Source organism: Enterococcus sp. M190262, assembly GCF_005843965.1.
Taxonomy (GTDB): Bacteria; Bacillota; Bacilli; order Lactobacillales; family Enterococcaceae; genus Enterococcus_D; species Enterococcus_D gallinarum.
This window is the reverse complement of the sequence record NZ_CP040461.1, coordinates 1,650,459-1,677,281: the sequence shown is the minus strand read 5'-3', so window position 1 is coordinate 1,677,281 and position 26,823 is coordinate 1,650,459. Positions and strand designations below refer to the sequence as shown.

General features: G+C 41.2%; 28 protein-coding genes. 11 read left to right on the top strand and 17 right to left on the bottom strand.

What is annotated here, in order from left to right:
- Positions 1-103: 103 nt before the first annotated feature.
- Positions 104-1,600, top strand: coding sequence for a helix-turn-helix domain-containing protein (locus tag FE005_RS07905; protein WP_003127500.1), 1,497 nt, complete (start codon positions 104-106; stop codon positions 1,598-1,600).
- A gap of 130 nt (positions 1,601-1,730) precedes the next feature.
- On the opposite strand, the gene FE005_RS07900 is transcribed toward FE005_RS07905, so the two are convergent.
- From FE005_RS07900 to FE005_RS07880, 5 genes are all read right to left on the bottom strand, one after another.
- On the bottom strand, positions 1,731-2,057 hold the full coding sequence (locus FE005_RS07900; protein WP_003127498.1) for a DUF1292 domain-containing protein: 327 nt from the start codon (positions 2,055-2,057) through the stop codon (positions 1,731-1,733).
- A 22-nt stretch (positions 2,058-2,079) separates the two neighbouring features.
- The gene (gene ruvX, locus FE005_RS07895) at positions 2,080-2,511 is read right to left on the bottom strand and encodes a Holliday junction resolvase RuvX (RefSeq protein WP_005471772.1); all 432 of its coding nucleotides are present in this window, start codon (positions 2,509-2,511) and stop codon (positions 2,080-2,082) included.
- Positions 2,511-2,777, bottom strand: coding sequence for an IreB family regulatory phosphoprotein (locus FE005_RS07890; RefSeq protein ID WP_003127496.1), 267 nt, complete (start codon positions 2,775-2,777; stop codon positions 2,511-2,513). Before FE005_RS07890 ends, ruvX begins: the two co-directional genes overlap by 1 nt.
- A 165-nt stretch (positions 2,778-2,942) precedes the next feature.
- A complete protein-coding gene (locus FE005_RS07885; protein WP_029487208.1) occupies positions 2,943-3,770 on the bottom strand; it encodes a TIGR03943 family protein in 828 nt (275 codons plus the stop codon).
- Between the two features lie 3 nt (positions 3,771-3,773).
- Complete coding sequence (locus FE005_RS07880) at positions 3,774-4,700, bottom strand: permease (RefSeq protein ID WP_138371605.1); 927 nt, start codon at positions 4,698-4,700, stop codon at positions 3,774-3,776.
- Positions 4,701-4,895: 195 nt separating this feature from the next.
- On the opposite strand from FE005_RS07880, the gene FE005_RS07875 reads away from it, so the two are divergent.
- The gene (locus FE005_RS07875; RefSeq protein ID WP_086269477.1) at positions 4,896-5,264 is read left to right on the top strand and encodes a thioredoxin family protein; all 369 of its coding nucleotides are present in this window, start codon (positions 4,896-4,898) and stop codon (positions 5,262-5,264) included.
- Between the two features lie 65 nt (positions 5,265-5,329).
- On the opposite strand, the gene FE005_RS07870 is transcribed toward FE005_RS07875, so the two are convergent.
- Positions 5,330-6,007 carry a redox-sensing transcriptional repressor Rex gene (locus FE005_RS07870; RefSeq protein ID WP_060813607.1) on the bottom strand — a complete coding sequence of 226 codons (678 nt, stop codon included), beginning with the start codon at positions 6,005-6,007 and terminating at the stop codon, positions 5,330-5,332.
- Between the two features lie 215 nt (positions 6,008-6,222).
- Between FE005_RS07870 and FE005_RS07865 the strand changes: the two genes are divergently transcribed.
- From FE005_RS07865 to add, 4 genes are all read left to right on the top strand, one after another.
- Positions 6,223-8,181, top strand: a complete 1,959-nt coding sequence (locus FE005_RS07865; RefSeq protein WP_138371604.1) for an ABC-F family ATP-binding cassette domain-containing protein — start codon at positions 6,223-6,225, stop codon at positions 8,179-8,181.
- Positions 8,182-8,248: 67 nt separating this feature from the next.
- Positions 8,249-8,965 carry a C39 family peptidase gene (locus tag FE005_RS07860; protein ID WP_138371603.1) on the top strand — a complete coding sequence of 239 codons (717 nt, stop codon included), beginning with the start codon at positions 8,249-8,251 and terminating at the stop codon, positions 8,963-8,965.
- Positions 8,966-9,172: 207 nt separating this feature from the next.
- Positions 9,173-10,282 carry an alanine dehydrogenase gene (gene ald, locus FE005_RS07855; protein ID WP_138371602.1) on the top strand — a complete coding sequence of 370 codons (1,110 nt, stop codon included), beginning with the start codon at positions 9,173-9,175 and terminating at the stop codon, positions 10,280-10,282.
- Between the two features lie 253 nt (positions 10,283-10,535).
- Positions 10,536-11,552: an adenosine deaminase gene (gene add, locus FE005_RS07850; RefSeq protein ID WP_138371601.1), complete on the top strand. Its 1,017-nt coding sequence runs from the start codon at positions 10,536-10,538 to the stop codon at positions 11,550-11,552.
- Between the two features lie 265 nt (positions 11,553-11,817).
- Here add and FE005_RS07845 read toward each other — a convergent pair whose 3' ends face one another.
- The 8 genes from FE005_RS07845 to FE005_RS07810 all read right to left on the bottom strand — a co-directional run bounded on the left by FE005_RS07845 (position 11,818) and on the right by FE005_RS07810 (position 19,211).
- Positions 11,818-12,648, bottom strand: a complete 831-nt coding sequence (locus FE005_RS07845) for a sugar phosphate isomerase/epimerase (protein WP_103300615.1) — start codon at positions 12,646-12,648, stop codon at positions 11,818-11,820.
- Between the two features lie 70 nt (positions 12,649-12,718).
- Positions 12,719-13,528: a restriction endonuclease gene (locus tag FE005_RS07840; RefSeq protein WP_138371600.1), complete on the bottom strand. Its 810-nt coding sequence runs from the start codon at positions 13,526-13,528 to the stop codon at positions 12,719-12,721.
- A 335-nt stretch (positions 13,529-13,863) separates the two neighbouring features.
- On the bottom strand, positions 13,864-14,157 hold the full coding sequence (locus FE005_RS07835; protein ID WP_005471757.1) for a hypothetical protein: 294 nt from the start codon (positions 14,155-14,157) through the stop codon (positions 13,864-13,866).
- Positions 14,158-14,840: 683 nt separating this feature from the next.
- On the bottom strand, positions 14,841-15,914 hold the full coding sequence (locus tag FE005_RS07830; RefSeq protein WP_138371599.1) for a PotD/PotF family extracellular solute-binding protein: 1,074 nt from the start codon (positions 15,912-15,914) through the stop codon (positions 14,841-14,843).
- Positions 15,911-16,747 carry an ABC transporter permease gene (locus tag FE005_RS07825; RefSeq protein ID WP_003127479.1) on the bottom strand — a complete coding sequence of 279 codons (837 nt, stop codon included), beginning with the start codon at positions 16,745-16,747 and terminating at the stop codon, positions 15,911-15,913. Before FE005_RS07825 ends, FE005_RS07830 begins: the two co-directional genes overlap by 4 nt.
- The gene (locus FE005_RS07820; protein ID WP_138371598.1) at positions 16,744-17,553 is read right to left on the bottom strand and encodes an ABC transporter permease; all 810 of its coding nucleotides are present in this window, start codon (positions 17,551-17,553) and stop codon (positions 16,744-16,746) included. Before FE005_RS07820 ends, FE005_RS07825 begins: the two co-directional genes overlap by 4 nt.
- A 10-nt stretch (positions 17,554-17,563) precedes the next feature.
- Positions 17,564-18,652, bottom strand: a complete 1,089-nt coding sequence (locus tag FE005_RS07815) for an ABC transporter ATP-binding protein (RefSeq protein WP_003127477.1) — start codon at positions 18,650-18,652, stop codon at positions 17,564-17,566.
- 16 nt (positions 18,653-18,668) lie between these two features.
- Positions 18,669-19,211, bottom strand: coding sequence for a helix-turn-helix domain-containing protein (locus FE005_RS07810; protein WP_003127476.1), 543 nt, complete (start codon positions 19,209-19,211; stop codon positions 18,669-18,671).
- Between the two features lie 361 nt (positions 19,212-19,572).
- Between FE005_RS07810 and FE005_RS07805 the strand changes: the two genes are divergently transcribed.
- From FE005_RS07805 to FE005_RS07790, 4 genes are read left to right on the top strand one after another with little or no spacing between them, the layout of a single operon-like run.
- The gene (locus FE005_RS07805; RefSeq protein ID WP_005471747.1) at positions 19,573-20,562 is read left to right on the top strand and encodes an acryloyl-CoA reductase; all 990 of its coding nucleotides are present in this window, start codon (positions 19,573-19,575) and stop codon (positions 20,560-20,562) included.
- Positions 20,559-21,311 carry a phosphopantothenate--cysteine ligase gene (locus FE005_RS07800; RefSeq protein ID WP_138371597.1) on the top strand — a complete coding sequence of 251 codons (753 nt, stop codon included), beginning with the start codon at positions 20,559-20,561 and terminating at the stop codon, positions 21,309-21,311. The genes FE005_RS07805 and FE005_RS07800 overlap by 4 nt, the downstream gene beginning before the upstream one ends.
- Before the next feature lie 12 nt (positions 21,312-21,323).
- Entirely contained in the window at positions 21,324-21,881 is a 558-nt protein-coding gene (coaC, locus tag FE005_RS07795; RefSeq protein ID WP_003127471.1) for a phosphopantothenoylcysteine decarboxylase, read from the top strand.
- Position 21,882: 1 nt separating this feature from the next.
- Positions 21,883-22,518, top strand: coding sequence for an ECF transporter S component (locus tag FE005_RS07790; RefSeq protein WP_003127470.1), 636 nt, complete (start codon positions 21,883-21,885; stop codon positions 22,516-22,518).
- A 92-nt stretch (positions 22,519-22,610) separates the two neighbouring features.
- Here the strand turns inward: FE005_RS07790 and FE005_RS07785 are convergent, their stop codons facing one another.
- The 3 genes from FE005_RS07785 to FE005_RS07775 all read right to left on the bottom strand — a co-directional run bounded on the left by FE005_RS07785 (position 22,611) and on the right by FE005_RS07775 (position 25,918).
- On the bottom strand, positions 22,611-23,771 hold the full coding sequence (locus tag FE005_RS07785) for a hypothetical protein (RefSeq protein WP_230321068.1): 1,161 nt from the start codon (positions 23,769-23,771) through the stop codon (positions 22,611-22,613).
- A gap of 251 nt (positions 23,772-24,022) precedes the next feature.
- Positions 24,023-24,928, bottom strand: a complete 906-nt coding sequence (murB, locus tag FE005_RS07780; protein ID WP_003127468.1) for a UDP-N-acetylmuramate dehydrogenase — start codon at positions 24,926-24,928, stop codon at positions 24,023-24,025.
- 60 nt (positions 24,929-24,988) lie between these two features.
- Complete coding sequence (locus FE005_RS07775) at positions 24,989-25,918, bottom strand: Gfo/Idh/MocA family protein (RefSeq protein ID WP_103300610.1); 930 nt, start codon at positions 25,916-25,918, stop codon at positions 24,989-24,991.
- 90 nt (positions 25,919-26,008) lie between these two features.
- Here FE005_RS07775 and FE005_RS07770 point away from each other — a divergent pair, with 90 nt between their 5' ends.
- Entirely contained in the window at positions 26,009-26,761 is a 753-nt protein-coding gene (locus tag FE005_RS07770; RefSeq protein WP_138371595.1) for an exodeoxyribonuclease III, read from the top strand.
- Positions 26,762-26,823 lie beyond the last annotated feature (62 nt).

Here is a 26,823-nt window from a genome sequence, read left to right as displayed (position 1 = left end):
ATTTCTAAACCTTGTATAGACTTGTTAGAAATCTGAGACACGTATTTATAAGAGAAGTTAAATACGCTAATAATAATAATTACAAAAAAAGGAAGGTGATCAATTGATTGAAAAAATTTTGTTAGATGATCATGCCAGAACGAAATTGAGTGTCTACGGCAAGTTGATGACACTCTCACCCGGGGAATACAGCATAGATCAGGTGCGGGAAAACTTGGATTTTTATTACGGCCCTGCACGCTTCAAAAAAATCTTGAGCGCAATCCAAGATGATTTAGAAAAATTTACTACCATCAAGCTATTACATAGTAAAAATAAGTTAACCGTCAATGAACAACTTGTTCAATACACCCAATACCAACATTACCTTTCAACTGAAAGTGTTCCTTATAAATTGTTGCTCAGTATGCTAATAGAAGAGGACGACGATCTCGCTGCTTTTTGTAACCGGCACTATATCAGTCGCTCGACCTGTTTTCGTCAAACAAAAAAGCTGGTTGAATATTTGAAGGAATACAATATCAACTTGAATTTATCGAATCTGACCTTGTCAGGTTCCGAAATGTTGATTCGTATCCTCTTTTTTAATTTCTTTTGGTTTGTATCATTAGGTGAAAGTTTGGACATAGTTCCTTATAGCCAAGAAGTGAGAGCATTGATTTATAAACATGAAGAAGCACAGCATAAGAACAAGTTTGACTTAGGAAAAAAACAAGCCAGTCTCCATTGTCTGATTTGTTTGCTGAGGATCAAAAACAGCCACTTTACTGATATCTATCACTTATCAAGGGATTCTTTCATTCCAAGTGGTACAGACCTCAACTTCTTTTACGATTTCTTCAAGATCGCCAATCTGCGTTTAGACCTCTTGGAGGTAAACTCTTTGTTCTATTTGTTTTATTATTGGCCGTTTCTGACTTCCAACCAAGACATTCGTCTGCCGATCATCCAACATTCTTATCAGCAACCAAGTAATGACCCCAAGGAGATTTTGGACGAATTCCAAGACCATTGTCAGACGTTTATCGGTACGTTTCATTTTGAAAATGAGCCAGCTCTATATTTGAACATCTACCTATCGATTGGTAACTTTAGCTTGTTCAAACAAAAAATCCCTTTGACCACATTGTTTATTTCTTCGTATATCAAAGAAAAGTACCCACTCTTACATATCTTGACAATCAAAATCGAAGGCTTCTGGAAAAAATTTTCCCAACGGAAAAATTATACGTGGCTGAAATCTTGTGTAAGTGAATTAGCTTTCATCCAAGCTTGTTTGCTTTATCCGTATTATTCAGAAATCGACGAAAACTATAAGTTGAAAGTTGGTTTTGTCAATGTTTCTGAGCATCTGATTTCCGCTGAGATCTTAAACCTAGGCAAAAAGATCCCATTTGTTGCTATCGAACAGCTGACACTTCCAATCACTGAAGAATATGACTTTATCATCTTAGGGTCACCTTTGCTGATTCCGAAGGGCCTAGATCCTTTTAAATATACGGTCCTTGATTATTGCCATTACAGTGATTTCGAAACTGATTTATATCAACGCCTTCTAGAAGTCCATCATCAAAAACTACAAACTTTGTTTTCTAGTTAACTGATTTATGTAAAACTGGCTGTGGTAAAATTCAAAAAAAAAACCGTCAGAAATGAGCTATTTCATTTCTGACGGTTTTTTAGATAAAAAAGCTGAACCCTTGACTATCAAAGGTTCAGCCATCAATTCTTTATTCAGATTCTTCTTCAGCCATGAATGTGTTAAAGACTTCTTCGATCATGTCCCATTCAGCTTCTGTTTCAATTTGTTCTAATTCGCCTTCTGTACCATCTTCGTTTTCAACGTAGGCATAGGCTTGTAATTCGACATCTTCTTCTTCTGGTACTCCAGCTGGATAAAGCAACACGTAGTTGCGTCCAAATTCTTCTTGTCCATCTACTGTCAAAAGAATTTCGTATAATGTTTCATTGCCTTGATCATCGACCAATGTAATGTGTTCGTGACCTTCATGGTCGTGGTTGTGATCATGATTGTGATCATGCGTATGTTCTGACATTTTTTTTCCTCTTTTCTGTAAACTAAAACAGTTGTTTTCCAGCACCATCTAAATAATTCTGCAAAATCATTACTGCTGCTAATTTGTCAATGACTTTCTTACGTTTGGCACGAGATGTGTTGGCTTGTTCAACTAGCATTCGTTCTGCTTGAACAGTCGTCAAGCGTTCGTCTTGGTAGTCAACAGGCAAATCAAAACGTTCTTCGATGGCCTTGCCGTAAGCTAGTGAAGCCTCTGCTCTTGGACCAATGGTGTTATTCATATTCTTGGGCAGTCCCACCACAAAACGAGTCACTTCATACTCTTTGACTAATTCTCCAAGACGATCATAGCCAAAGTCATTTTCATCTTCGTTGATTCGAATGATCTCGATCCCTTGCGCAGTCCATCCCATAGGATCACTAACAGCTACACCAACTGTTCGTGAACCGACATCTAAACCCATGACTCTCATTATAGGTTGATCCCGTGATTTCCTAAGTAATAACGAATCAAAACTTCCAAAATCTCATCGCGTTCATGACGACGAATCAAGTTCCGGGCATCCCGATAACGAGGAATGTAAGCCGGGTCGCCAGAAAGGAGATAACCGACGATTTGATTGATTGGATTATAACCTTTTTCTTCTAATGCACGATACACGATAGCCAGTGTTTCACTGATTTCTTTCTTGCGGCTATCATCAAAATCAAACCGTACTGTTTCATCTGTAAAACCCATTTCACGACACCTCTCTTTATATTGTTTTTTAGCACATTGTACGTTTCTATTGTACTCGACGTTTTGTAAAACTACAAACATCTGCACTAGTTTATCTTTATTATAACAAAGCTTTATGATATTTTTGTGAACTTTTTCAAAAAAACCGATATTTCTCTCATTTCGCTAGAATGATCGATAAACATATTGGTTAGCCGGTGCCTCGATGGTTTGTTCTTGGTCAACGACTACCATTGGCAAATCTCGTTTAAAGGGTTGATAGTATTGCGACTGGATGGTTCCTTCAATGTGCAGCCATTGGTCATTCTCGGTAACCGTTTGTTCAGGTAACTCAACACGTAATCCAAAAACACCTGAATCCGCTACACAGTGAATGATCCCAAAACGAAACAGAAAGATTTCATTACGATCATCTTGCGCTGCATGATAAACAAAACCGTCATAGCTGATTTTTTTCCCGATAAATTCACTTGGATACGTATAGATCAATTCCATGAGTTCCAAATAATTCTCGTCGGTGACAGCAATCGTTTGTTTATCGGCATACTTCGCTAACGAAGTCGTCATTTGCTCGTCATAATCATCTTTATTGTAATAAAGACTAGTATCTGGTTTAAGGTATTGGGTATTCATTTCGGGATCGCCGACAGACTCTTCACTCAGCGGGAAATTAAACCCTTTTGCTTCAACAATGGTCGTATCCAGACTGACTGTTGGGAAAAACAAACCAACAATGATTGGCAATGCTAATAAGAAATACGCAATGATGCGCTGAGATTTTTTTTCGAGTCCATGGTGATGCTCATCTTCATGTTCATCAGGCGTTTGTTTGACCCAAAAATACAACTGGACTAATGCCAAAAATAAAGCGACAATCATCGAAAGAATCGCTAGATAACGATAGTGGACATTGATGAACTGATTCAGTTTTCCTGATACCTGCAAGTACATCATCAACTCAAAATATCCAGATAAAATCAAAAAACGGATCATTGTTTACACCACCCATGCATAAATTGAGACTACAACAGCAATTAATCCCACCAATGTTGCAATAAAACGACCGGTAAAATATCGTTTCATCATCAGAAGATTCTTGATGTCCACCATAGGACCAAAGACCAGAAAACCCACGACTGGACCGGCGCCGAACAGACTAAGCAGCGAAGAACCGATAAACGCATCTGCTTCAGAGCACAGCGACATCGTCAATGCCAAAACAAGCATGACCAATACCGCCAAGAATTTCGTAGAACCCAAAGTCAACATCATTCCCGTTGGCAAATACGTCTGCATCGCTGCTGCAATCAATCCGCCAATGATCAAATACCGACCAGTATCGAAGAATTCATCAATACTGTGTTGCAACAAATGCCGTATTTGATGGGACCATTTTCGTTTCTCAGAACCTGTATCATGAGCATGCCCATGGTGATGTCCTTGATGGGTATCCTCTGAAGCTGTGATCAATTGGGTTTTCAAAATCTCTCGCTTACTGAAATAAGCCAGCCAAACACCTACCACCATTGCCACCAACAAGCTGCCAAGTACTCGCAAAAAGGCAAACTTCGCTGAATTGCCAAATGCGATGAATGTCGAAAAAATTACAATGGGATTCACAATAGGGGCTGTCAGCATAAAAGCAAAAGCCGTGTAGACTGGTACGTCTTTTTTGACGAATTGATTGACGATCGGAACGATTCCACATTCACAAGACGGGAAGAAAACGCCTAAACCACACCCCATTGCAATGGAGGCCAATTTATTCTTTGGCAGGATTTTTGTCACTCGTTCTGGCGTCAGAAAAACTTGCAGCGCCCCTGAAATCAAGCAGCCTAATAAGACAAAAGGCAAGGCTTCAATGACGATGGAGAGAAAGATCACGCTCATCTGCAAAACAGAATTAGGTAAGCTTTGTAACATATATTCAACCTTCTTTATAAAAAAATAATTGCGCTGGAACTACTATACGTTTTTTTGCCTCAATGCACAATGTTTTTTACAGTCTTTGCTGGCACCTTAAAGCTTGCTTTAGTTTTTATTCTTTTCCAGCAGTTTCTTTGACAAGTTGTCCCTCAAAACGTACATTAGACAGAGAATCTGCTTGGAGGAATTTGCATGATACAAATGAATACATTAGATGAACTGCTGACGAAGATAAAAGAAACCCCATTGGCACTTATTTATCTCTCACAGCCGGCTTGCAGTGTCTGCTTAGCAGACAAACCTCGTCTTAATAAATTAGCTTTAGAAAAGCATGTTCCACTTTATGCTGTCAATGTAGCGGAAGTCCCAGAGGCGGCTGGCCAATTTTCAGCATTGACTGCTCCTGTCGTCCTTCTTTATTTTCAAGGAGATGAACGCCACAGAGAAGCACGAATCATTGATTTTAATAGGCTGGCTGCTATTATTGATCGCTATAGGACTGCCTTGACCAAAACCGAGACCATCTCTTATGACGATCTTTTTGATCAACTGATGGAATAAAAAAACACTGTCTTTCCATCACCTACTAGACGCGAAGGTTGATGGAAAGACAGTGTTTTTGGGTTTTATTCTGATTCAGTCGTTTCGTGGTTTTCCGGTTCATCTGTCGTTAAGACGTTGCCAGAATGCAAGAAATAAATCAGTGTTTGTAATTCATTGGTCAAATCAACATTTTGGATCAGCACACCTTTTGGTGCAGTGATGCGTGCAGGCGTAAAGTTCAAGATTCCTTTGATCCCTGCTTTCACAAGCTCATTGACTAAGTCTTGCGAATGTTGTGCGGGAACCGTCAAGATCGCGACATCGATCTGTTGGATCTTCACTTGTTCTTTCATATCGCTCATTGGATAGACAGGAACGCCATCCACGATTCGTCCTACGATATCTTCATTCACATCAAATGCAGCACTGATCCGAATGCTATTGCTCTGATGGAATTTATATTTTAACAGTGCGCTACCTAGATTACCAACACCTACTAGCGCGACATTTGTCATATGGTCTTCATTCAACGTTTTAGCAAAAAACTGCATCAGGCTTTCCACGTCATAGCCATAGCCGCGTTTTCCCAATTCCCCAAAATAAGAGAAGTCGCGACGAATCGTTGCGCTATCCACTTGGACAGCTTCGCTTAATTCAGTAGATGAAACCTTCAACTTTCCAGCATTGTGCAAGATGCGTAAATAGCGGTAATACAAAGGCAAACGTTTCGCTGTTGCCTTTGGAATTTGATGATCTTTCAAGAAATACTCCCCCATTGTGAAAAATTCACGTGTGATGTAGCTATCATATCAAATAGTTTGCTCAAAAATCAATTTGATTGCTCACAATTTGAAATTTTTTTTATTTAATGATACAATCATTCTTTTTTCATAATCGCTGTTTATCACAAAATGTGATAGACTGATAGTATTGCAACCAAGGAGACAAGTGACTTCAAGAATAGGAATGAATACATATGATACTATTACAAGCAAATCAAATCGCCAGACTATTTGGCGCTGAAGTTTTATTTGAGAATATCAACCTAGAGATTGCCAGCCATTCCCGGATCGCGCTTGTGGGAAGAAATGGCGCCGGAAAATCGACCCTGTTAAAAATCATTGCCGGGATCGAAAGCCCCGATAAAGGAACGATCGCCAAAAATAAAACTGCGACACTAGGTTATCTTGCCCAAGACACTGGTTTAAACAGTACTGCTACAGTCTGGGAAGAAATGTTGACGGCTTTTGCCGGCATTCGACAGATGGAACAGCGGATGCGCTCATTAGAAGTCGCCATTTCAGAAACAGACCCGACAGCAGTCAATTATGATGGTCTATTAAAAGAATATGACCAGCTACAACATGAATTTGCCGAAAAAAACGGCTACGGATATGAAAATGAGATCCGTTCTGTTCTACACGGCTTTAAGTTCGACGGCACTTTTTATGAGCAATCCATTGAAACATTGTCTGGTGGTCAAAAAACTCGTCTAGCACTAGCAAAGATGCTGTTGCAAAAGCCAGATATTTTGATTTTGGATGAACCGACTAACCACCTGGATATTGAGACATTGTCTTGGCTTGAAAACTATCTTCAAGGGTATGCCGGTGCTCTTTTGATTGTATCTCATGACCGTTATTTCTTAGATAAAGTCGTCAATGAGGTCTATGAGCTTAGCCGACGGAAAATGCACCATTACAAAGGGAATTACAGTCGTTATCTGGTTTTGAAAGCCGAGCAGCTGCAAAGTGAATGGAAAGCTTTCGAAAAACAACAAGAAGAAATCAATAAATTAGAAGACTTTGTAGCGCGTAATTTAGTTCGTGCCTCCACAACTAAACGGGCGCAAAGCCGGCGCAAACAATTAGAAAAAATGGAGCGGCTCGATCGGCCTCAAGGAGATGAAAAATCCGCAAATTTCCTTTTTTCAATCAGTAAACCTTCTGGCAATGTGGTAATGCAAGTAGCCAACGCAGCCATCGGTTATCAAGAGACTGTTCTATCCGAGCCGATCGATTTGGATGTTCGCCGGAAAGATGCCATTGCATTAGTCGGCCCTAATGGAATTGGCAAATCGACATTATTAAAATCACTGATCCACAAGATTCCTTTGATTCGCGGTGACGTTCATCTAGGTGCCAATGTCTCAATTGGGTATTATGATCAAACCCAATCAGATCTCCATTCAACAAAAACAATCTTGAAAGAATTATGGGATGAGCACCCCACTACGCCAGAAGTAGAGATCCGCACAATTTTAGGAAGTTTCCTTTTTTCTGGTGAAGATGTTGAAAAACCAATCACATTGCTCAGTGGCGGCGAAAAGGCACGGGTCGCTTTAGCAAAACTTGCGATGGATCATGACAACTTCCTGATCTTAGATGAACCGACTAACCACTTGGACATCGACAGCAAAGAAGTACTCGAAAATGCCTTGATTGATTATGAAGGCACATTGCTTTTTGTTTCTCATGACCGCTACTTTATCAATCGAATCGCGACCAAAGTCATTGAATTATCTGAAACTGGCAGCAAATTGTATTTAGGGGACTATGATTATTACGTGGAGAAAAAACTGGAAGAAACAGAACTAGCTGCGATGCAGCAATCTGATGTTCAAGAGAAAACCATCTCACAAGGCAAACAATCTTTCTTCCAGAGCAAAGAACAACAAAAAGCCATTCGCTCATTGCAGCGTAAAGTCACTCAAATTGAAGCAGACCTAGCCAAAACCGAAGCAGAGCTTGAAGAAATCGAACAAGCGATGACTCGTCCTGACGCATTGAACGACCACGTCCGTTTGTCTTCGCTGAATCAAGCAATGGAGACTGTCCAAGCCACGCAAGAACAGCTGATGGAAGCTTGGGAAAACACGAGTCTGGAATTGGAAGAACTAGAAACAACTGACACGAATCAGTCCACAGGCGGATGACAACCTTCATTCCCTCTGCTTTACTTGAAGTAAGGCAAAAAAGGCACGATACTTCAGGAGGGAAGCTATGAAGAAAAAAGGGAAACAAAGAAAGCGTTATGTTTTTCTTGTTTTGTTGGGTTTATTATTGATTTTTGCTGCATTTATCCGACTTTCTCATGTGAGCTATTCCAGCCAAGATTATGAAAAATATCCCATGATGGATGACATGGATTTTGATCAAGCAGCTTACAATGAACAAGCGAACGAGTATTTACAAGAAAATGGAGTGACTACGCCTCTTTACCTACAAACAAATGAAGAATGGGCTGATTATTCCTATGGTTCAGATGGTACGCAAACTTTAAGCGATAACGGCTGTGCCCTGCTCTCTCTTTCAATGGTACTCGCTTATTTGCGAGAGGATAACGTTTCGCCGCTTGAAGTTTTGGATTGGGCACAAGATAGCTACTATGTCGATGGGCAAGGAACCGATTGGCGGATTTTCTCTGATTTTGCGGATTCCTTTGGTTACTCGTATCACGATTTGGGCATAGACACAGTGCAAGTAGCCAATTATCTGGCAGTTGGACAGCCAGTGATCGTCTCTGTGACCAGTGGAGATTTCACAGATACTGGTCATATCATGGTGCTGGCTGCTATGCAAGACGAAAATGTGGTTGTTTTAGATCCAAACGATACGCCGGAAAAAAAACATTATTTAACGTCCTATTCATTGGAAGAAATCGCTGCTCAAAGTTTACATTTTTGGACATTTACAGAGGACAAAAGTACCAATTTATAAAAAAGAAACTACCTATAAGTTGTCAGGAAGGAGCAAGCACGATTACCTCTTTCTTGACACTCTATAGGTAGTTTTTTTATAAATAGTCCTCATCAATGCATGTTGATAATGACCGCGCCTCTTGACAGCTACCTTGAGAAATCTTCGCTTTCTCCTTACAATGGATCCGCTTTCCTTTATAATAGAAGAAAGAAAGGTGTGACGCATATGAAAATCGGAATTCCTAAAGAAATCAAGAACAATGAAAATCGTGTAGCTTTGCCGCCAGCTGGCGTCTATGAATTGGTTCAAGAAGGGCACGAGGTCTTGGTTGAAGCAAATGCAGGTATCGGATCAACTTTTTCAGACGAAGCCTATCGAGCAGTCGGCGCAACGATCGTTGCTAACGCTGCAGACGTCTGGGCGGCTGACATGGTGATGAAAGTCAAAGAACCGCTGCCAGAAGAGTATTCCTACTTAAGAGCGGGATTGCTGTTATTTACTTACCTACATGTTGCTGCCAATCCAGAATTAGCAAAAGCGCTCATGTCCTCCAAGGTTCGAGCGATTGGCTATGAGAATGTCCAACTGGCTAATGGGACGCTGCCTCTCCTCTCTCCAATGAGTGAAATTGCTGGTCGAATGGCAGTTCAGATCGGCGCACAATTCTTAGAAAAAATCTATGGCGGCAAAGGAGTCCTCCTGTCCGGTGTCCCGGGTGTTCGAAAAGGTCAGGTCACGATTATTGGTGGTGGCGTTGCCGGAACCAATGCCGCGAAAATGGCGTTAGGGCTAGGTGCGCAAGTCACGATTCTCGATGTATCCATCCCACGCTTACAAGAATTAGACCAGCTATTTGACGGACAAGTTCAGACACTCTTCTCTAATCGTTTCAACATTGAAGCCGCTATTCAACAAGCAGACTTGGTGATTGGCGCCGTCTTGCTGCCAGGCAAAAAAGCGCCAAATCTAGTAACTCGTGAGATGGTGAAAACCATGGCAGAAAAATCAGTGATTGTAGATATTGCGATTGATCAAGGAGGCATTTTTGAGACAGAAGATCGTGTCACTACTCATGACGATCCTACCTACATCCAAGAAAATGTGATCCATTATGCTGTTGCCAATATGCCTGGCGCAGTTCCACAGACTGCTACATTGGCATTGAGTATCGCCACATTACCCTACGCTAAACAATTAGCTGCCGATCCTGAAAAGGCATTAAGAACAAACGCTACACTGGCGCGTGGTGTCATCGCATTTGACGGTCACTTCACGTTGAAGGAAGCCGCACAAGATCTGGCGATCGATGCCGTCGAACTCTCAGAGCTGATTTAGTTTTCTCAGCAAAAAAAGTGCCAACCCAACAAAATCGTACGCTGCCATGGGACAATCCTCCCATGGCAGCGGCTTTTTTGATACGAGCTTTTTTGACCGGAGCTTTTTTATAGAGGCTTTTTATAGAGGCTTTTTTGAGAGGGAGAGTGTTTATCATGAGAATTTCCTTTTTTCACTAGCACATAACCCGTATCTATGCTATATTCATACATAAAAAAATTCAGCGTACCCTGCGTATGCGAGGAGGAATGACGTGTTAACGAAAAGCCAAATCCAAGCCTTCCCTAAAGTAGAATTGCACTGCCATTTGGATGGATCGATTCGTCCAGAAACATTACTTAAGATCGCCAATCAGCAAAATCTGCCTATCCCACAAGAACTGTCGATACTTGAAGAACGGATGCAAGCCCCCCAAGACTGTTCTGATCTTAATGAGTACTTGGAACGCTTTGATTTCGTTCTTCCTTATCTCCAAAGTGAATTTGCATTAGAAGCCGCAGCGTTTGATGTCATGGAACAAGCGTTTGAAGATGGTGTCGCGTATATCGAAATCCGCTTTGCTCCTAGTCAGTCAATGGAACAGGGTCTTTCCTGCCCACAAACGATTCAAGCAGTAGCTAGAGGGATCGCTCGTGCGGAGTCCATCTATCCGGTAAAAGGGAATATCTTGATCATCGGGATGCGGCAAGAGTCTGCTGCTGCAATCTCCCAGATTTTTTCGGAGTCTGTTTCTGAAGAGAAAGTCGTGGGCATCGATTTAGCTGGTCCTGAAGAAGATGACTATGTTCCCAAATTAGCGCAAACTTACCAACTTTTCATAGACGGTCAAAACGTGCAATTGACATTGCATGCCGGTGAATGCGGCTGTATCCGTAATGTCTATCAAGCAATCGAAAGCGGTGCAAAACGCATTGGCCACGGTATCATTTTGAAAGGGGATAAGAAAGCCCAAGAATTTGTCTCCCGCAATCAAATCTGTATTGAAGGTTGTCCTACTAGTAATGTGCATACCAAAGCCATCACGGATTATCACCAATATCCTTTCAGGGAATGGCTGACAGCTGGGGTCCCTTTTTGCTTAAACACAGATAACCGCACCGTTTCTAAAACAACATTGACTGATGAATACATACACATGACCCGTCACTGCCAAATGTCGGAAAGTGAGCTGCGCTTATTGAATGAGACCGCCGTCCGCCATTCCTTTGCCAGTGAAAAAGAGAAAGAACAGCTGATCCATAGGATTCGTCATTGGCAGATCAACGAATAAAACAGCCTCAATTAGAACCGTATCATTCCCAACAAAAAAAGAAGCGACAGATTAACGTTTAACGGGACAGAACACAAACATCCTCATCGCATATTTTGAGCGTTAATTCAGAATATTGGCAGGATTATGCGCTAGTGTCTGTTTGTCCCATTCTAACTTATGCTGTCGCTTCTTTTAAATAAGCGTGCTCTCTAAATGTGTTCGCGATTAGAGGCAATCACTTCTTTGACGTCAAATGATTTTTTTGCCAATGGGTTCATTCGATTCAGCTTAGCCCCTCTATCATAGCAACCGCCCGTTTGATTCCTTCATCTTTTGTTCCCTCCAATACGACATAGCAATAAGGTTTGTATTGGTCAACGATTTGTAAAATGGCTTGATAAGGAATGATTCCTTCTCCTAAAGGGACAGAAACAATGCGGTCCTCTTCAATCACGTAGTCTTTTAAGTGGAGACAGACAATTCGTTCACCAAACTTCTCAAAGGCCTCTGCAACGATTTCTACTTGTTTACTTGCCGTTTCTGGAGTGATGAGATTGGTAGGGTCATAGACGATGCCCAGAAAATCAGAAGGAACTCTTGCGATCAATTCCTGAATTCGGTCATTGGAAAATAGGGGGTGATTTAATCCCGCTTCGATCCCAACCATTGTTTGATAACGTTCCCCGGTTTTTACCAACCGCTGGACAACAGTTACAAGCTCATCAAAAACTTCATCTGTGAAATTTTCTTCACTGTAACCAAGTGTGGGAATAACGGAACCCGTTTCCGAAGCAACCATTGACGCCCCAAAATAGCGTGCATGAAAAAGATAGCGTTCAAATTTCTGCAGAATCTTTTCTCGTTCATGAGGATCTGGATGAATCAAATTACTATAGCAGCTCAACAATGCCACTTGAACATTCTGTTGCCCAAATTCATTTTTAAAAAAGGTCCCCATTCCCGGATTGATCTGGGCAGCAGCACTAAGTTCCGGAAATGAAGCATTTAGTGCAAATTGAACATTTTTGATGCCTTTTTCAGCGATTTGACAAGCGAGATCTTGTGGATCACAAACCTTGGTTAAGTCGTGGCCACGAACAGCGAGATTAAACATCTTTTCATTCCTTTCTTCTACTAAGTGTCTGATTCGTTCAACAAATGAGCATTTTAGAGTACCAGTTATCCTAAGAAGAAATGCTATTATCTAGTTCTTTTGAGGACGTAGTAAAACTTTTACGTGTGTGCCTGAATGAAACACTTTCCGTATGGGCACACTCTGGAAACATCGTACATCCTTTGAAATAGCTATGTTTTTGCTTATTCCATTTTTGGACAATAAACCCTGATTCACATTCCGGACATTTGACTACTTGTTGTGGCAAACTATTTAAAAACATGTGCTTTTCCATTGTTTCTGGGATCAATGTGTTCAACAACTGCAATAACCCGTACCTGTCATACCATTCAATGTTTTGTGCTTTTTCATTCTTCTCGATCTCTAAATAAACATGGGGATTAAATAAAGATGTTGTGATAAAAAGTTTATTTGTCCAATTTTTATCTGAGATTCCTGAATATTTATTGACAAACTCTTTCGTGATCAAGTTGGGTGCTTTCGTGTTCAAGCGGTAATGTTTGGCTTGAACAGCAATCCGTTCCGCATCTTTGCTTAAAATCAAGTCTACATTGTCATCACCAGTGTAGACCTGTTTGCCTTGCAGATAGCTTTTTCTGGTGATCTCAACATCGTAGTTTGCTAGCCGAAAGACCGCTGCCAAAAATTGCTCAAAGGCATCCCCTTGCTGTTTCCGTCCTGCAGGCGTTGTGTCATACTCTCTGTCCATATGATTCAAAAAGTCCATAACGATCGATTCATCTTCGTTTTGTTCAAAAGAAAGCCCTTTTATTTCTCTGTGTTCTTTAGATACTACTTCGAATGATTGTTCTACTTTCCCAGTTTTTCGTGTAAATTTTTGCAAAAATTGTTGAATCATGCTTCCTCCTCCAGATTGTTTATCCACTTTGTCGCTATATTTATAATACCCCTAAACAAACTAGATTCATAGATTTTTATGAAATCCTGTCTTTGATAAGCAGCATTGCATATCTAGCTAGACTCTTTAAAAATTCTACTGTTACACTACTATTACCAGTAGAAGCGCAGAGACGATGTTCCATCAAAAAAAGAGTCCCTTTTTATTCACCTATTTATTTTGTTTGCTCAAAAAAATAGAGCCCTCCTCACAAAATTGCAAAGAAGGATCTATTTTTTAGCCATATCTATGTTTGATGTCACTTATCAGAAAAATAAGTGACCTTAAAATTTCTTTTATAGCAAGTTTCTTTTTTCCATTTCATCTCGATACAACTTGTACACTTCATTACTTTGTTTTTCATGACTTTTGTAAAAAATTCCATAAGAAAATATGGCTTGCATCGTATTATATTGATTTGACTTTGCAACAGAATGATACAAGTTTACAAGTTGTTGATCTGTCATCTTATTACTCTTCAGTCGTTTTTTAACGGCTTTTTGCGACAAGCTAAATAAAACAGAAGTAACCAATTGATAAATAACCCAAATAACTAAGATAACCAATACAAACTTTACTAAATCTGGCACAACATTCCACTCCTTAGGCAAACGGTTCAGCAAAGCGAATGATGGCTGTCATCAAACATTCGCTTTCCCATTCATTTGTTTTCTAATTCAGGAGTTGTTTCGTATCTACTTAACAAGTCACTAAATTAGCTATAAAAATTAGTATAAATTTAGTCTCCCAAAAAAACAAACTATTTTGCCCTTTAAGCCAAAGAAAATCAGATTCCAAAATCATCCAGTCTTCTTTGGAAAGAAGAGACAGCTTTTGCTTATATACACAACTGCATTTCTCCCACCTTTCATGGCGTTCTCAATCAAGGGTCATTTCATGCGATAATTTCTAGAAAAATTCCATATTATTATCTTCGAATTAGCTGATTCATTCTAAAAACTACGGCTATAAACCCATGACCCTTTTCAAAAAAAGTTACTGTAACTGACGCATTGTATTTTTAGTTTTTATAGGATAGCGCTTTGTTTGGGACTATTCCTTATTTCGACCTAGTACTGCTTAGTATTTCTTCTGCAGGGCAGCTGCTTCCAATTGTCTCAGCGACTCTTTTCTAAGACAAAAAAACCTGTAGACAAAGACTTTTGCTGTCTCTCTACAGGTCGCTAGGAAGCTGTAACTATTTTAAAACACAATGGGGAAAGATTTTTTAAAACTTGCTTCCTTCCCTTGTATCAGTCAATCAGCTGCATACTTACTTTCGATACATCTTCAACTCCAAAAATAGGTCATTATAAATGCCTAAATATTGGGCGCCTAGATTTTCATAGACTTCCAAATACTTCATCAGCTCATCTGAAGGATAGAACTGTTTGTCTTGCGTGATTTCATCTGGCAATAACGCGAGTGCTTTTTTGTTTGGTGTGGAATAACCGATATACTCAGCATTTTGGGCAGCATTTTCTGGTTCAAGCATAAAGTTCAAAAATGCATAGGCCCCTTCTTCATTTTTTGACGTTTTGGGAATAACCATATTATCAAACCAAAGATTGGATCCTTCGGATGGGATCACATAATGGATATGTTCATTCTCATACATCATATCGGCTGCTTCTCCCGAGAAAGTCACAGCGACAGAGGCTTCTTCGTTTGCCATATACATTTTGATTTCGTCTGCTACGATTGCTTTGATGTTTGGCGTCATTTTGCGCAATTTGTTGAAGGCTGCTTCAAGCTGTTTGTCGTCTTTACTGTTCAATGAATACCCCAAACTGTTTAACCCTAGACCGATGACTTCCCGCGCGCCATCGATCAGCATGATACTGTCTTTTAGTTCTGGTTTCCACAGATCATCCCATTCCTTGATTTCACCTTCAGCAAAAAATTTATCATTATAGACGATACCAAGAGTCCCCCAAAAATATGGGATCGAATAGCGGTTATCAGGATCAAAACTTAAATCCAAGAAGCGGGGATCAATATTGTCTAACCCTTTGATCTTGCTGTGATCAAGAGGTTTCAGCAAGTGTTCTTCCATCATTTTTTGGATCATATATTCACTTGGGATGGCAATGTCATAGGACGTTCCTCCTTGCTGAATTTTCGTAAACATCGCTTCATTGGAATCGAAGGTTTCATAATTGACCTTATAGCCGGTCTCTTTCTCAAACTTCTTCAAAAGATCTGGATCGATATAATCACCCCAGTTATAGATATTCAAAACTTTGGCGCCCGCCATTCCTGAAGAATGTTCCAACTCCCGTACACCAAACAGCAGTACCAAAATGATGGCGACAATTCCTATGACCAAAGATTGTAATCTTTTCATCGCAGATTTGCCACCTCCGCTCGCCGATTTTTACGTAGTTTTTTCGACACATTTTCTTTGCTGATAAAGTAGTACCCTACGACTAGAATCATTGAGAATAAAAAGACCAATGTGCTCAAGGCATTGATTTCTAGGCTGATCCCCTGACGGGCACGAGAATAGATTTCTACAGAAAGTGTGCTAAAGCCATTCCCTGTTACAAAGAACGTCACAGCAAAATCATCCAGTGAATAAGTGAAAGCCATGAAATAGCCGGCAATGACCCCCGGTGTCAGAAACGGCAAAATAATGTTCTTGATGACTTGCAGATTATTGGCACCTAAGTCACGAGCGGCATCAATCATGGAATCATTCATTTCTTGTAGCTTTGGTAAAACCATCAAAACAACGATGGGAATACTAAAGGCCACATGAGACAGTAACACACTAAAGAAACCTAGGCTAAAGCCGCGGAACAAATTTCCGATCATCGTGAAGAAAATCAGAAAACTGGCTCCAATGATGACATCTGGAGAAACCAGTAAGACATTGTTCAAACTTAACAACGCTGTTCGTGTTCGCCGTTTTTTCGTATAGTAGATCCCCATCGCACCGAACGTGCCGATCACTGTTGCTAAAAGGGCGGATAAAAATGCCAGCATAAAGGTATTCAATACAATGATCATCAGACGTGTATCTTGAAAGACGGACTGGTAATGTTCAAAGGTAAACCCAGTAAAGTCATTCATTGTTCCGCCATCATTGAAGGAATAAAAAATCAAATAAAAAATTGGGACGTACAATAGGATAAAGACAACGACAAGATAAAGATTTGACCAGCGGAATTTTTTCATTTTCGTTGTCCTCCTTTTTTCTTCTCACCTGTCAGGAGCATCACTAAGAACATAGCAATAATCAAAATTACACCGATCGTCGAACCCATGCCCCAGTTTTGTGTCACAAGGAAATGCTGCTCAATCGCAGTTCCTAACGTGATTACACGGTTTCCTCCAATCAAACGTGTCAGCATGAAGAGTGAAAGAGAAGGAATGAAAACTGCTTGTACGCCGCTTTTGACACCGTTCAATGACAAAGGCAGAATGACCCGGCGAAAAGTCTCATAGCTGTTCGCTCCTAAGTCACGGCTCGCACTAATCAATGAAGGATCCATCTCCTCTAGTGCATTGAAAATCGGCATGATCATAAAGGGCAGCTCAATATAGACCGCTACCGTTAAAAAGCTAAAATCGGTGAACAAAATCTGTTTTGGTCCGACACCCATGATTTCCAAAAAATGATTGACGCTGCCATGAATTCCAAAAATACCAATAAAGGCATAGGCTTTTAACAGCAAATTGACCCATGTAGGTAAAATAATCAGCAGTAACCATAAGTCTTTATGACGTAGTTTTGTCAAAAAGTAAGCCGTAGGATAACTGATGACCAGCGTGATCAATGTGATCAAAAAGGCATACCACACGGAGTTCAATGTCATGATCAAATACTTGCCGGAACCTAAATAACTTTGATAATTGACCAGTGAAAAATTCCCATCCATATCGAAAAAGGACTGATAGACGATCAATAATACTGGTGCGATAACAAATAGCAATAACCAAAAGACATAGGGTATTGCATAGAAACGACGCATTTTCGTCATGTGCTCCCTCCTAATCTTCGTAGCTCTCTAAACGAGCATCAAAATCTTCTTCTGATTCATTGAAACGCATGACATGAATGTCTTCAGGCTCAAAAAACAAACCGATCTTGCTGCCTTCTTTGGCTTTTCTAGTCGAATGGACCATCCATTCATTGCCTTGTTCATCGTAACAAATGATTTCATAATGTACGCCGCGGAACAATTGCGTGTCTACCTCAACGATCAATTTCCCTTTCTCAGCGGTGGTCAAACTTAGATCTTCTGGGCGGATCACGATTTCAACGGGTTCATTCGCCCGCATACCGCCATCCACGCACTCGAAGCGTTTGCCGACAAACTCGACTAAATTATCATCGATCATCGTGCCATTCACGATATTACTTTCGCCGACGAAGTCCGCCACAAAATGATTGATCGGCTCGTCATAAATGTCTACCGGTGTTCCACTTTGAATGATCTTTCCTTTATTCATGACGAAGATCTCATCACTCATCGCTAATGCTTCTTCTTGATCGTGGGTCACAAAGATAAATGTAATTCCTAATCGCTGCTGCAGTTCCCGCAATTCGTATTGCATGTCTGTTCGTAATTTCAAGTCTAAAGCTGACAAAGGTTCATCTAAGAGCAAAACTTTCGGCTCATTGACGATCGCTCGCGCAATCGCCACCCGTTGACGCTGTCCACCGGACATTTCACTGATCTCACGATTTTCGTAACCTGGAAGTTGGACCAATCGCAATGCTTCTTTGACTTTCTTTGTGACTTCGTCTTTCGGCAGCTTCTTGATCCGTAAGCCAAAAGCCACATTCTCGAACACGTTCATATGTGGAAACAACGCATAGTCCTGAAAGACAGTATTAACTTGTCGCTGATTTGCCGGAACATCGTTGATACGCTGGCCATCAAAGTAAACATCGCCTTCTGTTGCTTCGGAAAATCCGGCAATGATCCGTAAGATCGTGGTTTTCCCACATCCTGAAGGACCTAAAAGCGTATAAAAACGCCCTTCTTCAATATCAAAACTAACATTTTTCAAGACGGTTTCATCGTCATCAAATCGCTTGACCACGTTATTGAACGAAATAATTGTTTTTCCCACACTTTTTCCCCCTAAATCATAAATAAGAATCAGTTACAACGATCAAGGCGCGACTTTTTTGCCGGCCGATATTTCTCAATTGATGCGGTTCTGTTGCTTGGTAATAAATGGACTGTCCCTTACGTGCTTTGTATTCTGATTCCCCGAGGCTCAGTGCAATCGTTCCTTCCAAAACATAAATAAAAGTTTCCGCTAAAGAAGGTTCAAATGTCTTATACTCGCCGGCTTTCTCAAAAGTCAACACGACTGGCTCCATCTCTTTTTCATTCGAGTCTGGAATCAGCCACCGCAGTTCATAGCCATTTTCTTCATCATAATAACTCGTACTGTCTTCTTCTCGATAGACCACTTGATGGTCTGCATTTTCTTGACGGAAAAATTCTTCCGGGGTCACTCCAAGGACTTCTAAAATCGTAAAAAAAGTTTCCATTGAAGGTGAACTTAAATCCCTTTCTAATTGGGAGATGTACCCTTTGGATAAATCGGTTCGTTCCCCTAATTCTTCTTGTGTCAGATTTTTTTGGACCCGCAAATTGCGGAGCTTCTCGCCAATCTCCATCTACATTCCCCCTCGATCATAAATATAGTAAAAAAATCCTACAAAAAAGTTTGCTAATAGTAAACTTCAAGTTTAATTTCACTTTTTCCAGTATACAAACTTTTCTAAAAAAAACAAGTCTTTTTTTACCTTTTTTGAAGAGAATTTTTCGAAGCTTTCTTATTGACTAAATGAGCTGCAGCCAATGGGCAGCTGTCACACAATGCCTTTATTTAGCCATTTTCATTCAGTAGCTCTCAATGCCCTTCTCTCATTCTAACGAAGAAATTGGCTCATGAATAATCATCTGTTTCGCAACAATGATTAAAAATCAACCAGATTATGGTATCATGAGTTCAAACCATTAAAGGAGTTGCCTTGAATGATAGAATTTTCGTCTTATATCGTAACAAATGAACCAACATTTACTGCCACTTTAAAGACCTGCAAACTGACAGATTTACCTGAGGGAGACGTTCTTGTCAAAGTCGCTTATTCCGATGTCAATTATAAAGATGCTTTAGCAGCTAAAGAAAATGGCGGCGTTATCCGTACCTATCCGATGACACCAGGCATCGACTTGGCTGGTGAAGTCATTGAAAGTCAAAGTCCGGATTTTTCAACCGGCGACCAAGTACTGCTGACAGGTTACGGCCTAGGTGTTTCTCATCCCGGTGGCTTCAGCCAATACCAACGGGTACCGGCTGATTGGCTGATCAAACGACCAGAAACCTTATCGGCTAAAGATAGTATGCGTTATGGTACTGCTGGCTTTACTGCGGCACTGGCTGTCACCGAACTTGAAAAACTTGCCCTTGAAAAAGAAGCGCCGATCGTCATTACCGGAGCTTCCGGAGGTGTCGGAAGTATCAGCATCGCATTGTTGCATAAGTTAGGCTATACAAACATCGTCGCACTTTCTCGTAAAAAAGAGGCAGACTGGTTATTGGCACTAGGAGCAACCAAAATCACTGATCCAGCTGATTGGCAACCAGAAAAAATCAAACCGCTGGCGAAGCAGACAGTAGCGGCAGTTATTGATACCGTCGGTGGTTCCCTTCTTTCCGCATTATTGCCGCAAATCCGTTACGGCGGCGGTGCCTTTTTATGCGGAAATGCTGGGGGGATCAACATCGAAACGACGGTTTTACCCTTTATTCTTCGCGGCATCCGCGTGATCGGTATTGACTCGGTCAATGTTGACACTGCCACTCGTAACGAACTTTGGCAACGTCTAGCAACAGGCTGGTATGTCGCAGATCAGCTGCATAGTCATGAGATTACCTTTGAAACATTGCCGGAAACACTCGCATCCTTATTAGCCGGTACCCATCAAGGTCGGACAATCGTCAAGGTGGCATCAGAAACATGAGAATATTGATCACTGCCGGCGGAACTTCCGAAAAAATTGATTCAGTACGGGCGATCACGAATCATTCAACAGGTTCATTAGGCAAAGCCATCGCTGAAGCGTTATTAGAAAAAGGGATTGAAATTGATTATGTCACAACTCGTCAAGCAAAACAGCCAGCTAACGATTCACGATTGACGGTCCACTATATCGAAGGCACTCTTGGATTACTGAATTGTCTTGAGTCCTTATTATCGGCACATACTTACTTTGCAGTGATCCACAGCATGGCGGTCAGTGATTTCACACCTGCTAACAGTTGGTCACAAGAAGCATTCTTGACAGCGATCAATCAGCTGCTTCCACAATTTGACAACCAAGTATCTCCTGAGTTGTTAGAGACATTAGTAGCACAGTCAATGGAACAGTCAGGCAAACTCTCTTCGAATACTGATCATCTAGTGATGGTCTTAAAGAAAACACCTAAAGTGATCCAGCGAATCAAAGCAAAACAACCTCAGACAAAGTTGGTGGGTTTCAAATTATTAGTCGATGTTTCGAAAGAAACACTTTTTCAAGTAGCCCGTGATAGTCTAGCTAAAAATCAAGCAGATTATGTCTTGGCCAATGACTTGACTACGATCAAAGAAGATCAGCATATTGGTCACTTACTAACTGCCGATAAAAAAATCGGTACCGGCCATACTAAGCTAGAAATTGCCGCATTGATCGTAGATACATTATTGAAAAATGAAGAGCCCCTTGGATAAGGAGGAATTAAAATGAAACAAAAACATGTATTATTAGGTATTAGCGGAAGTATCTCCGCTTATAAAGCAGCGGATATCGCGAATGAGTTGACAAAACGAGGGTATGCAGTCGACGTGATGATGACTGCTAATAGTACGCAATTCATCACACCATTGACTCTCCAGTCATTATCTAAGCGACCAATCCATGTGGATGTGATGCAAGAACGCCAACCTGACCGGATCAACCATATCGAATTAGCGAAGCAAGCGGACCTTTTCTTGATCGCACCAGCCAGTGCCAACTTGATTGGTAAATTGGCTCATGGTTTAGCAGATGATCTGATCTCAACGGTCGCTTTGGCATTGACTGCGGAGGTACCAAAACTGATTGCACCAGCGATGAATACCAATATGTATCAAAATCCAATCGTGCAACGAAATCTAGCCATTTTGAAAGAGGTCGGTTATCAAGAGATCGCTCCTCGCGAAGCCTTGTTGGCTTGCGGGGATTTCGGCCGCGGCGCGCTGGCGACCGTGGAAGCGATCGTTGAACAAGCTGTTGCAGCATTGGAAGTACGAGGAGTCTAACATGAAAAAAATAGCCACTTTTGATTTAGTTTTAACTGCATTTTTCCTGGGGATCTTGATTCTTTTAGCATCCGTTCCTTTTCTAGGGTTCATTCCTTTAGGTCCGATCAATGCTACTACGATGCACATTCCCGTGATCATTGCTTCCATCATTTTAGGACCACGGATCGGCGGCTTTCTGGGAGGGGCTTTTGGCATCATTAGTATGGTCCGTTCAACGTGGATCATCTCGCCGCTTTCTTTTGTGTTCTCGCCATTTGTCCCAGTCTATGGCATGGATCATGGAAGTTGGAAAGCGATCTTGGTTGCTCTGATTCCTCGCATTCTGATCGGAATCGTCCCTTATTTTGTCTTTAAAGCCTGCCAGAAAATGTGGCAAAACAAGCGGCAAAGCACTTCGTTGCTGATTGCTGGAATCGCTGGAGGATTGACGAATACGATTCTCGTGATGAACCTCATCTACTTTTTATTCCAACAAGAATATGCCGCTGCGATCGGTAATGCCGGAACTGCCGTCTATACCGCCATCCTTGGCGTTATTTTGACACAAGGTATCCCAGAGGCGATCGTTGCAGGAATTGCGACCATGGCTGTTGCTTCTGTATTACTGAGATTGACGAAAAAGCCACGTTTTTGATTCATTTGAAAGAACTTCAAACAAAAAGAGCCATTGAAGCAGCTTGATAAGCTTGCTTCAATGGCTCTTTTTTTAGTGTTCCTTTATGCTGCTCATAAATTTTGGCTTACTTGCAATGCCTCAGCCAAACGCTGGTACTGTTCTTCGGTCAGTAAGTCTTCATAAATCAACAAAAAATCAGCGATTTCTTCATCCGTCATGCCCTGTAGATCAGTGGCAACCATCTCTAATAATTGGTCAAACTCCTCGTCTGTTAGCGTATAATTTGTCCAATCTTCATCAGAGAGGGGATCATCGCCGTAATAACTGTCATCCCAAAAAGAGTCTTCTTGGTAGGAATCAAAAAACTCTTGCTGATCAACGACATTTTCTGAAGCAGGTAACTGGACTTTTTCATCACTTTGTTTGCCGCTGATAGTAAACGTGATCCCAATAGCCAAAGGCAGCTCGCCAGATTGGGTCATGTTCATCACAACTTTTTGGTTTTGTTTCTTTGCATTGACAGATACAGTCAAATCAATACGCTCACTGTCTTTCAGCAGATCTTCCCACTGCGTAATCTCACTAGTGTCTGCCTTTTGTTTTTTGGCATAGTCAACAAAGTCCAACAGCTCTTGTTTTGTGAATGTATGCGTGATGGTGTCACCATCTCTTTTAAAAGATTCACGATCCAACGTTTTGACATACTCTGCCAATGTCTCAGAAGAAAATAAGCTATTGTTCAATAGCTGGTCCGTGTCAAGATCTGACATCTCATCTGGTGACAGACGAATATATTTATCTTTACCCGTCGTATCTGGCGTTTCGCTACTATCAAATGTATCCGATGCAAACGTATCCGATGTACTGAATGTATCAAATGCAAACAGATTGCCCATTGCCTCAACGATTTCTGCTGAAAGGTAGGTGTCATGGCTCTTCCCATCAATCAAAAGATTCAGTGGAACATCGATTTCTCCAGAAGACAGTGAGGCATCCAAACGAATATTTTTGCTTTTTGGATCTTCAACAAAATTTCCTGTGATCTTGGTTCCCGCCAACTGGGAAAAAATCATCCCTGCGATCATGCTTTCTTGTGAATTTTGGCTGTCCTCGCCAGCAAATTCAAATGTATCGATCGTCACGCTAAAGTCACCAGCATTCATATCTTTTTGTACTGTTAACCCATCAGCAAACTGATCCTGCGGTAATTTCGTACAACCGGTTAAAAAGAATAGCCCAACCAACAAGCCAATACCCAACCACTTTTTCATACTATCCCTCCATTTTCCCCTTTTCTTTATTGTAGCCAAGACGGAATGGGTAGACAAATAGTACAGCCTTCCCATTGCCTTTTTTAATAAAAAATGTGACAACTGCCCAAATAAACAACCGTTCTGAAAGATTCAAGTAATGCTATAAGTTCCCGATACATCGCAACGATGCCTTACGAAGCCTTGCAATACATTCATTCTTCAGATATCGATTTGTCATCAGACGTTGTCACAATTACGAACATGTTGAATTATTTTGCTTCTTCTCCGATAATACGCACTTCTGTCTCTAACTGGACATCAAATCGCTCCTTGATCACTTGTTGGATATGAGCGATCAGTTCCACATAGTCCGTCGCTGTAGCATGATCGACATTGACGATGAAGCCAGCATGCTTTTCAGAAATTTGCGCGCCGCCCCATTTCAACCCTTGTAAACCGGCGTCTTGAATCAACTTGCCAGTGAAATGACCAACAGGCCGCTTGAAGACACTGCCGCAAGAAGGATATTCTAATGGTTGTTTCAGCTGACGGAGTTCCGTCAACTCATCCATTCGTTTCTTGATTTGATCTTGATCCCCTTGCGCCAAATCAAAACGAGCCGACAGAATGATCGCATGTTGGTCTTGAAGCGTACTGTGGCGATAAGAAAACGCCATCTCTTCTTTCATCATAGTCACGACGCGGCCATCTGCGAGCAAGACATCACAGGACGCAAAAATATCTTGAATCTCACCATCATAAGCACCGGCATTCATAAATACCGCTCCCCCGACGCTTCCTGGAATCCCGCAAGCAAACTCAAATCCTGTCAACGATTCATGGAGTGCCACATACGTTGTATCGATCAGCTTCGCGCCTGCTTCGACGATCAAAGTGGTATCTTCTACCGTTATCTGATTCATTTCTGATAGCATGATCACAACACCGCGAATCCCACCATCACGAACGATCAAGTTGCTAGCATTGCCTAAGACCAACCAAGGAGTATCAGTTTCTCGACAATAGGCGACAATTTGTTCTACTTCTTTTGCTGATTTGGGAAAAGCCAGGATATCTGCAGGCCCTCCTGTTTTCGTATACGTATAATTCAATAAAGCTTCATCTTTTAGTAACGCAATTTCTGGAAATTGCTTGATCATTAATTCTTTATTCACAAGAAAGAGTCCTTTCACATTAAACATCTTCCTTATTTTAGCATGTTCATTGAAAAGTTGCTACTTCTCTAAAGAATCACTTTTTGCCCGATGATTGGCAGCGATCATTTCTTGGCAAAGCTGGTGACTTTCTATCACTTGCGCTTGTCGCAGATCGATAGCTGTTGGATCGGCGACTGCTGCAATAAATGCCGAAACTAATGGATAGAACCCTCGTTTGTTCAACGTTGTTTCCCAATCGCCAAACTCATGTTCCACCCTTTTCCCCTCCACATACTCCGTAAGAGCAGTCAAATTCCTCACATCATAGGTTCCGCTTTTGGCGGTGATCCGGTAATCTTCCGTATTGGCACCACTCTTGAGATCCATCGTCAAAATCGCCGTTGTATGTGCTGTTTCCAAGATCAGTGTGGCCGTCTCCAATCCATCCGCTGATTCTTTGATCTGACTAGTATGCGCGATGATCGGTTCATCCAATAAATAGACACCAGTATCCACCAAATGTAAGAAGAGATCATAGATCACATACTTGGTATCATGACTAGCAGCTTGCCGGTGTTTTGACAGATAAATCATCCGCTTATCCGGAATTTGTTTTAATTGATCGACCATCGGGGCAAAACGGCGATTGAAGCCGACCATCAACAACTTTTGTTTTGCTTTAGCTAGAGCAAACAATTCTTCTACTTCAGCAAAATTCTCGCTGACCGGTTTATCGACAAAGACATGGATTCCTTCTGTCAGACATTTTTTGATCAACTCATAGTGGCTGCCAGTAGCTGTATGAATGAAACAAGCCTCGATTCCCTGATCGATCAGCTCGTCTAAATTAGTGTACATATGCGCCAACCGATAGCGTTGCTGCAATTCTTTCTGAACGGATTCACGCCGGGTGGCAAAATAAAAATCCGCTTGATCCTGCAATGCAATATAACTTGGCAAGTATGCTTTTTGTGCAATATTTCCTAACCCGATAACACCGATCTTCATGACTGATTCCTCCTAAACGTTACGTCTTGCTTTAATCTTACACTTTTTTTCGGTAGAATGGAAAATATAGTTGAACCGAGGAGGACAAATATGAAATTTATTTCTTGGAACGTGAATGGCTTACGAGCAATCGTCAAAAAGAACTTTTTAGAAGCCTTTGAGACCTTCGATGCAGACTTCTTTTGTTTGCAAGAAACGAAGCTGCAAGCAGGGCAGATCGAGTTGGATCTGCCAGGATACACGCAATACTGGAATTATGCAGAAAAGAAAGGATACTCTGGTACAGCGATCTTTGCTAAAGAACCGGCACTTACTGCCCATTATGGGATTGGCATCGAGGAACATGATGCCGAAGGCCGGGTGATCACACTGGAATACCCCGAATTCTTTTTAGTCACTTGCTATACACCAAACGCCCAAAATGAATTGCGTCGTCTCGATTATCGCATGACATGGGAAGATGCTTTTCGTGCCTATCTGACCGATCTGAAACAGCAAAAGCCAGTTATCCTATGCGGTGACTTGAACGTCGCTCATCAAAACATTGATCTTAAAAACTGGAAAACCAACCAAAAAAACGCCGGCTTCACTCCTGAAGAACGAGAAAAATTTTCAACCTTACTTTCAGCAGGCTTTACGGATACTTTCCGCTACTTTTATCCCGATGCTGAAGGGATTTATTCTTGGTGGAGTTACCGGTTTAATGCGCGCAAAAATAATGCTGGATGGCGCATCGATTACTTCGTTGTTTCAGACGATTTAAATGACCGCCTGGTTGATGCAAAAATCCATACAGAAATCTTAGGCAGTGATCATTGCCCCGTCGAATTGCAGTTAAACTAATTGCTTACCATATTCTTTCGCTGTGTCCTATCGGCCATCCTGTCAAAAAAATCTTGTATCTT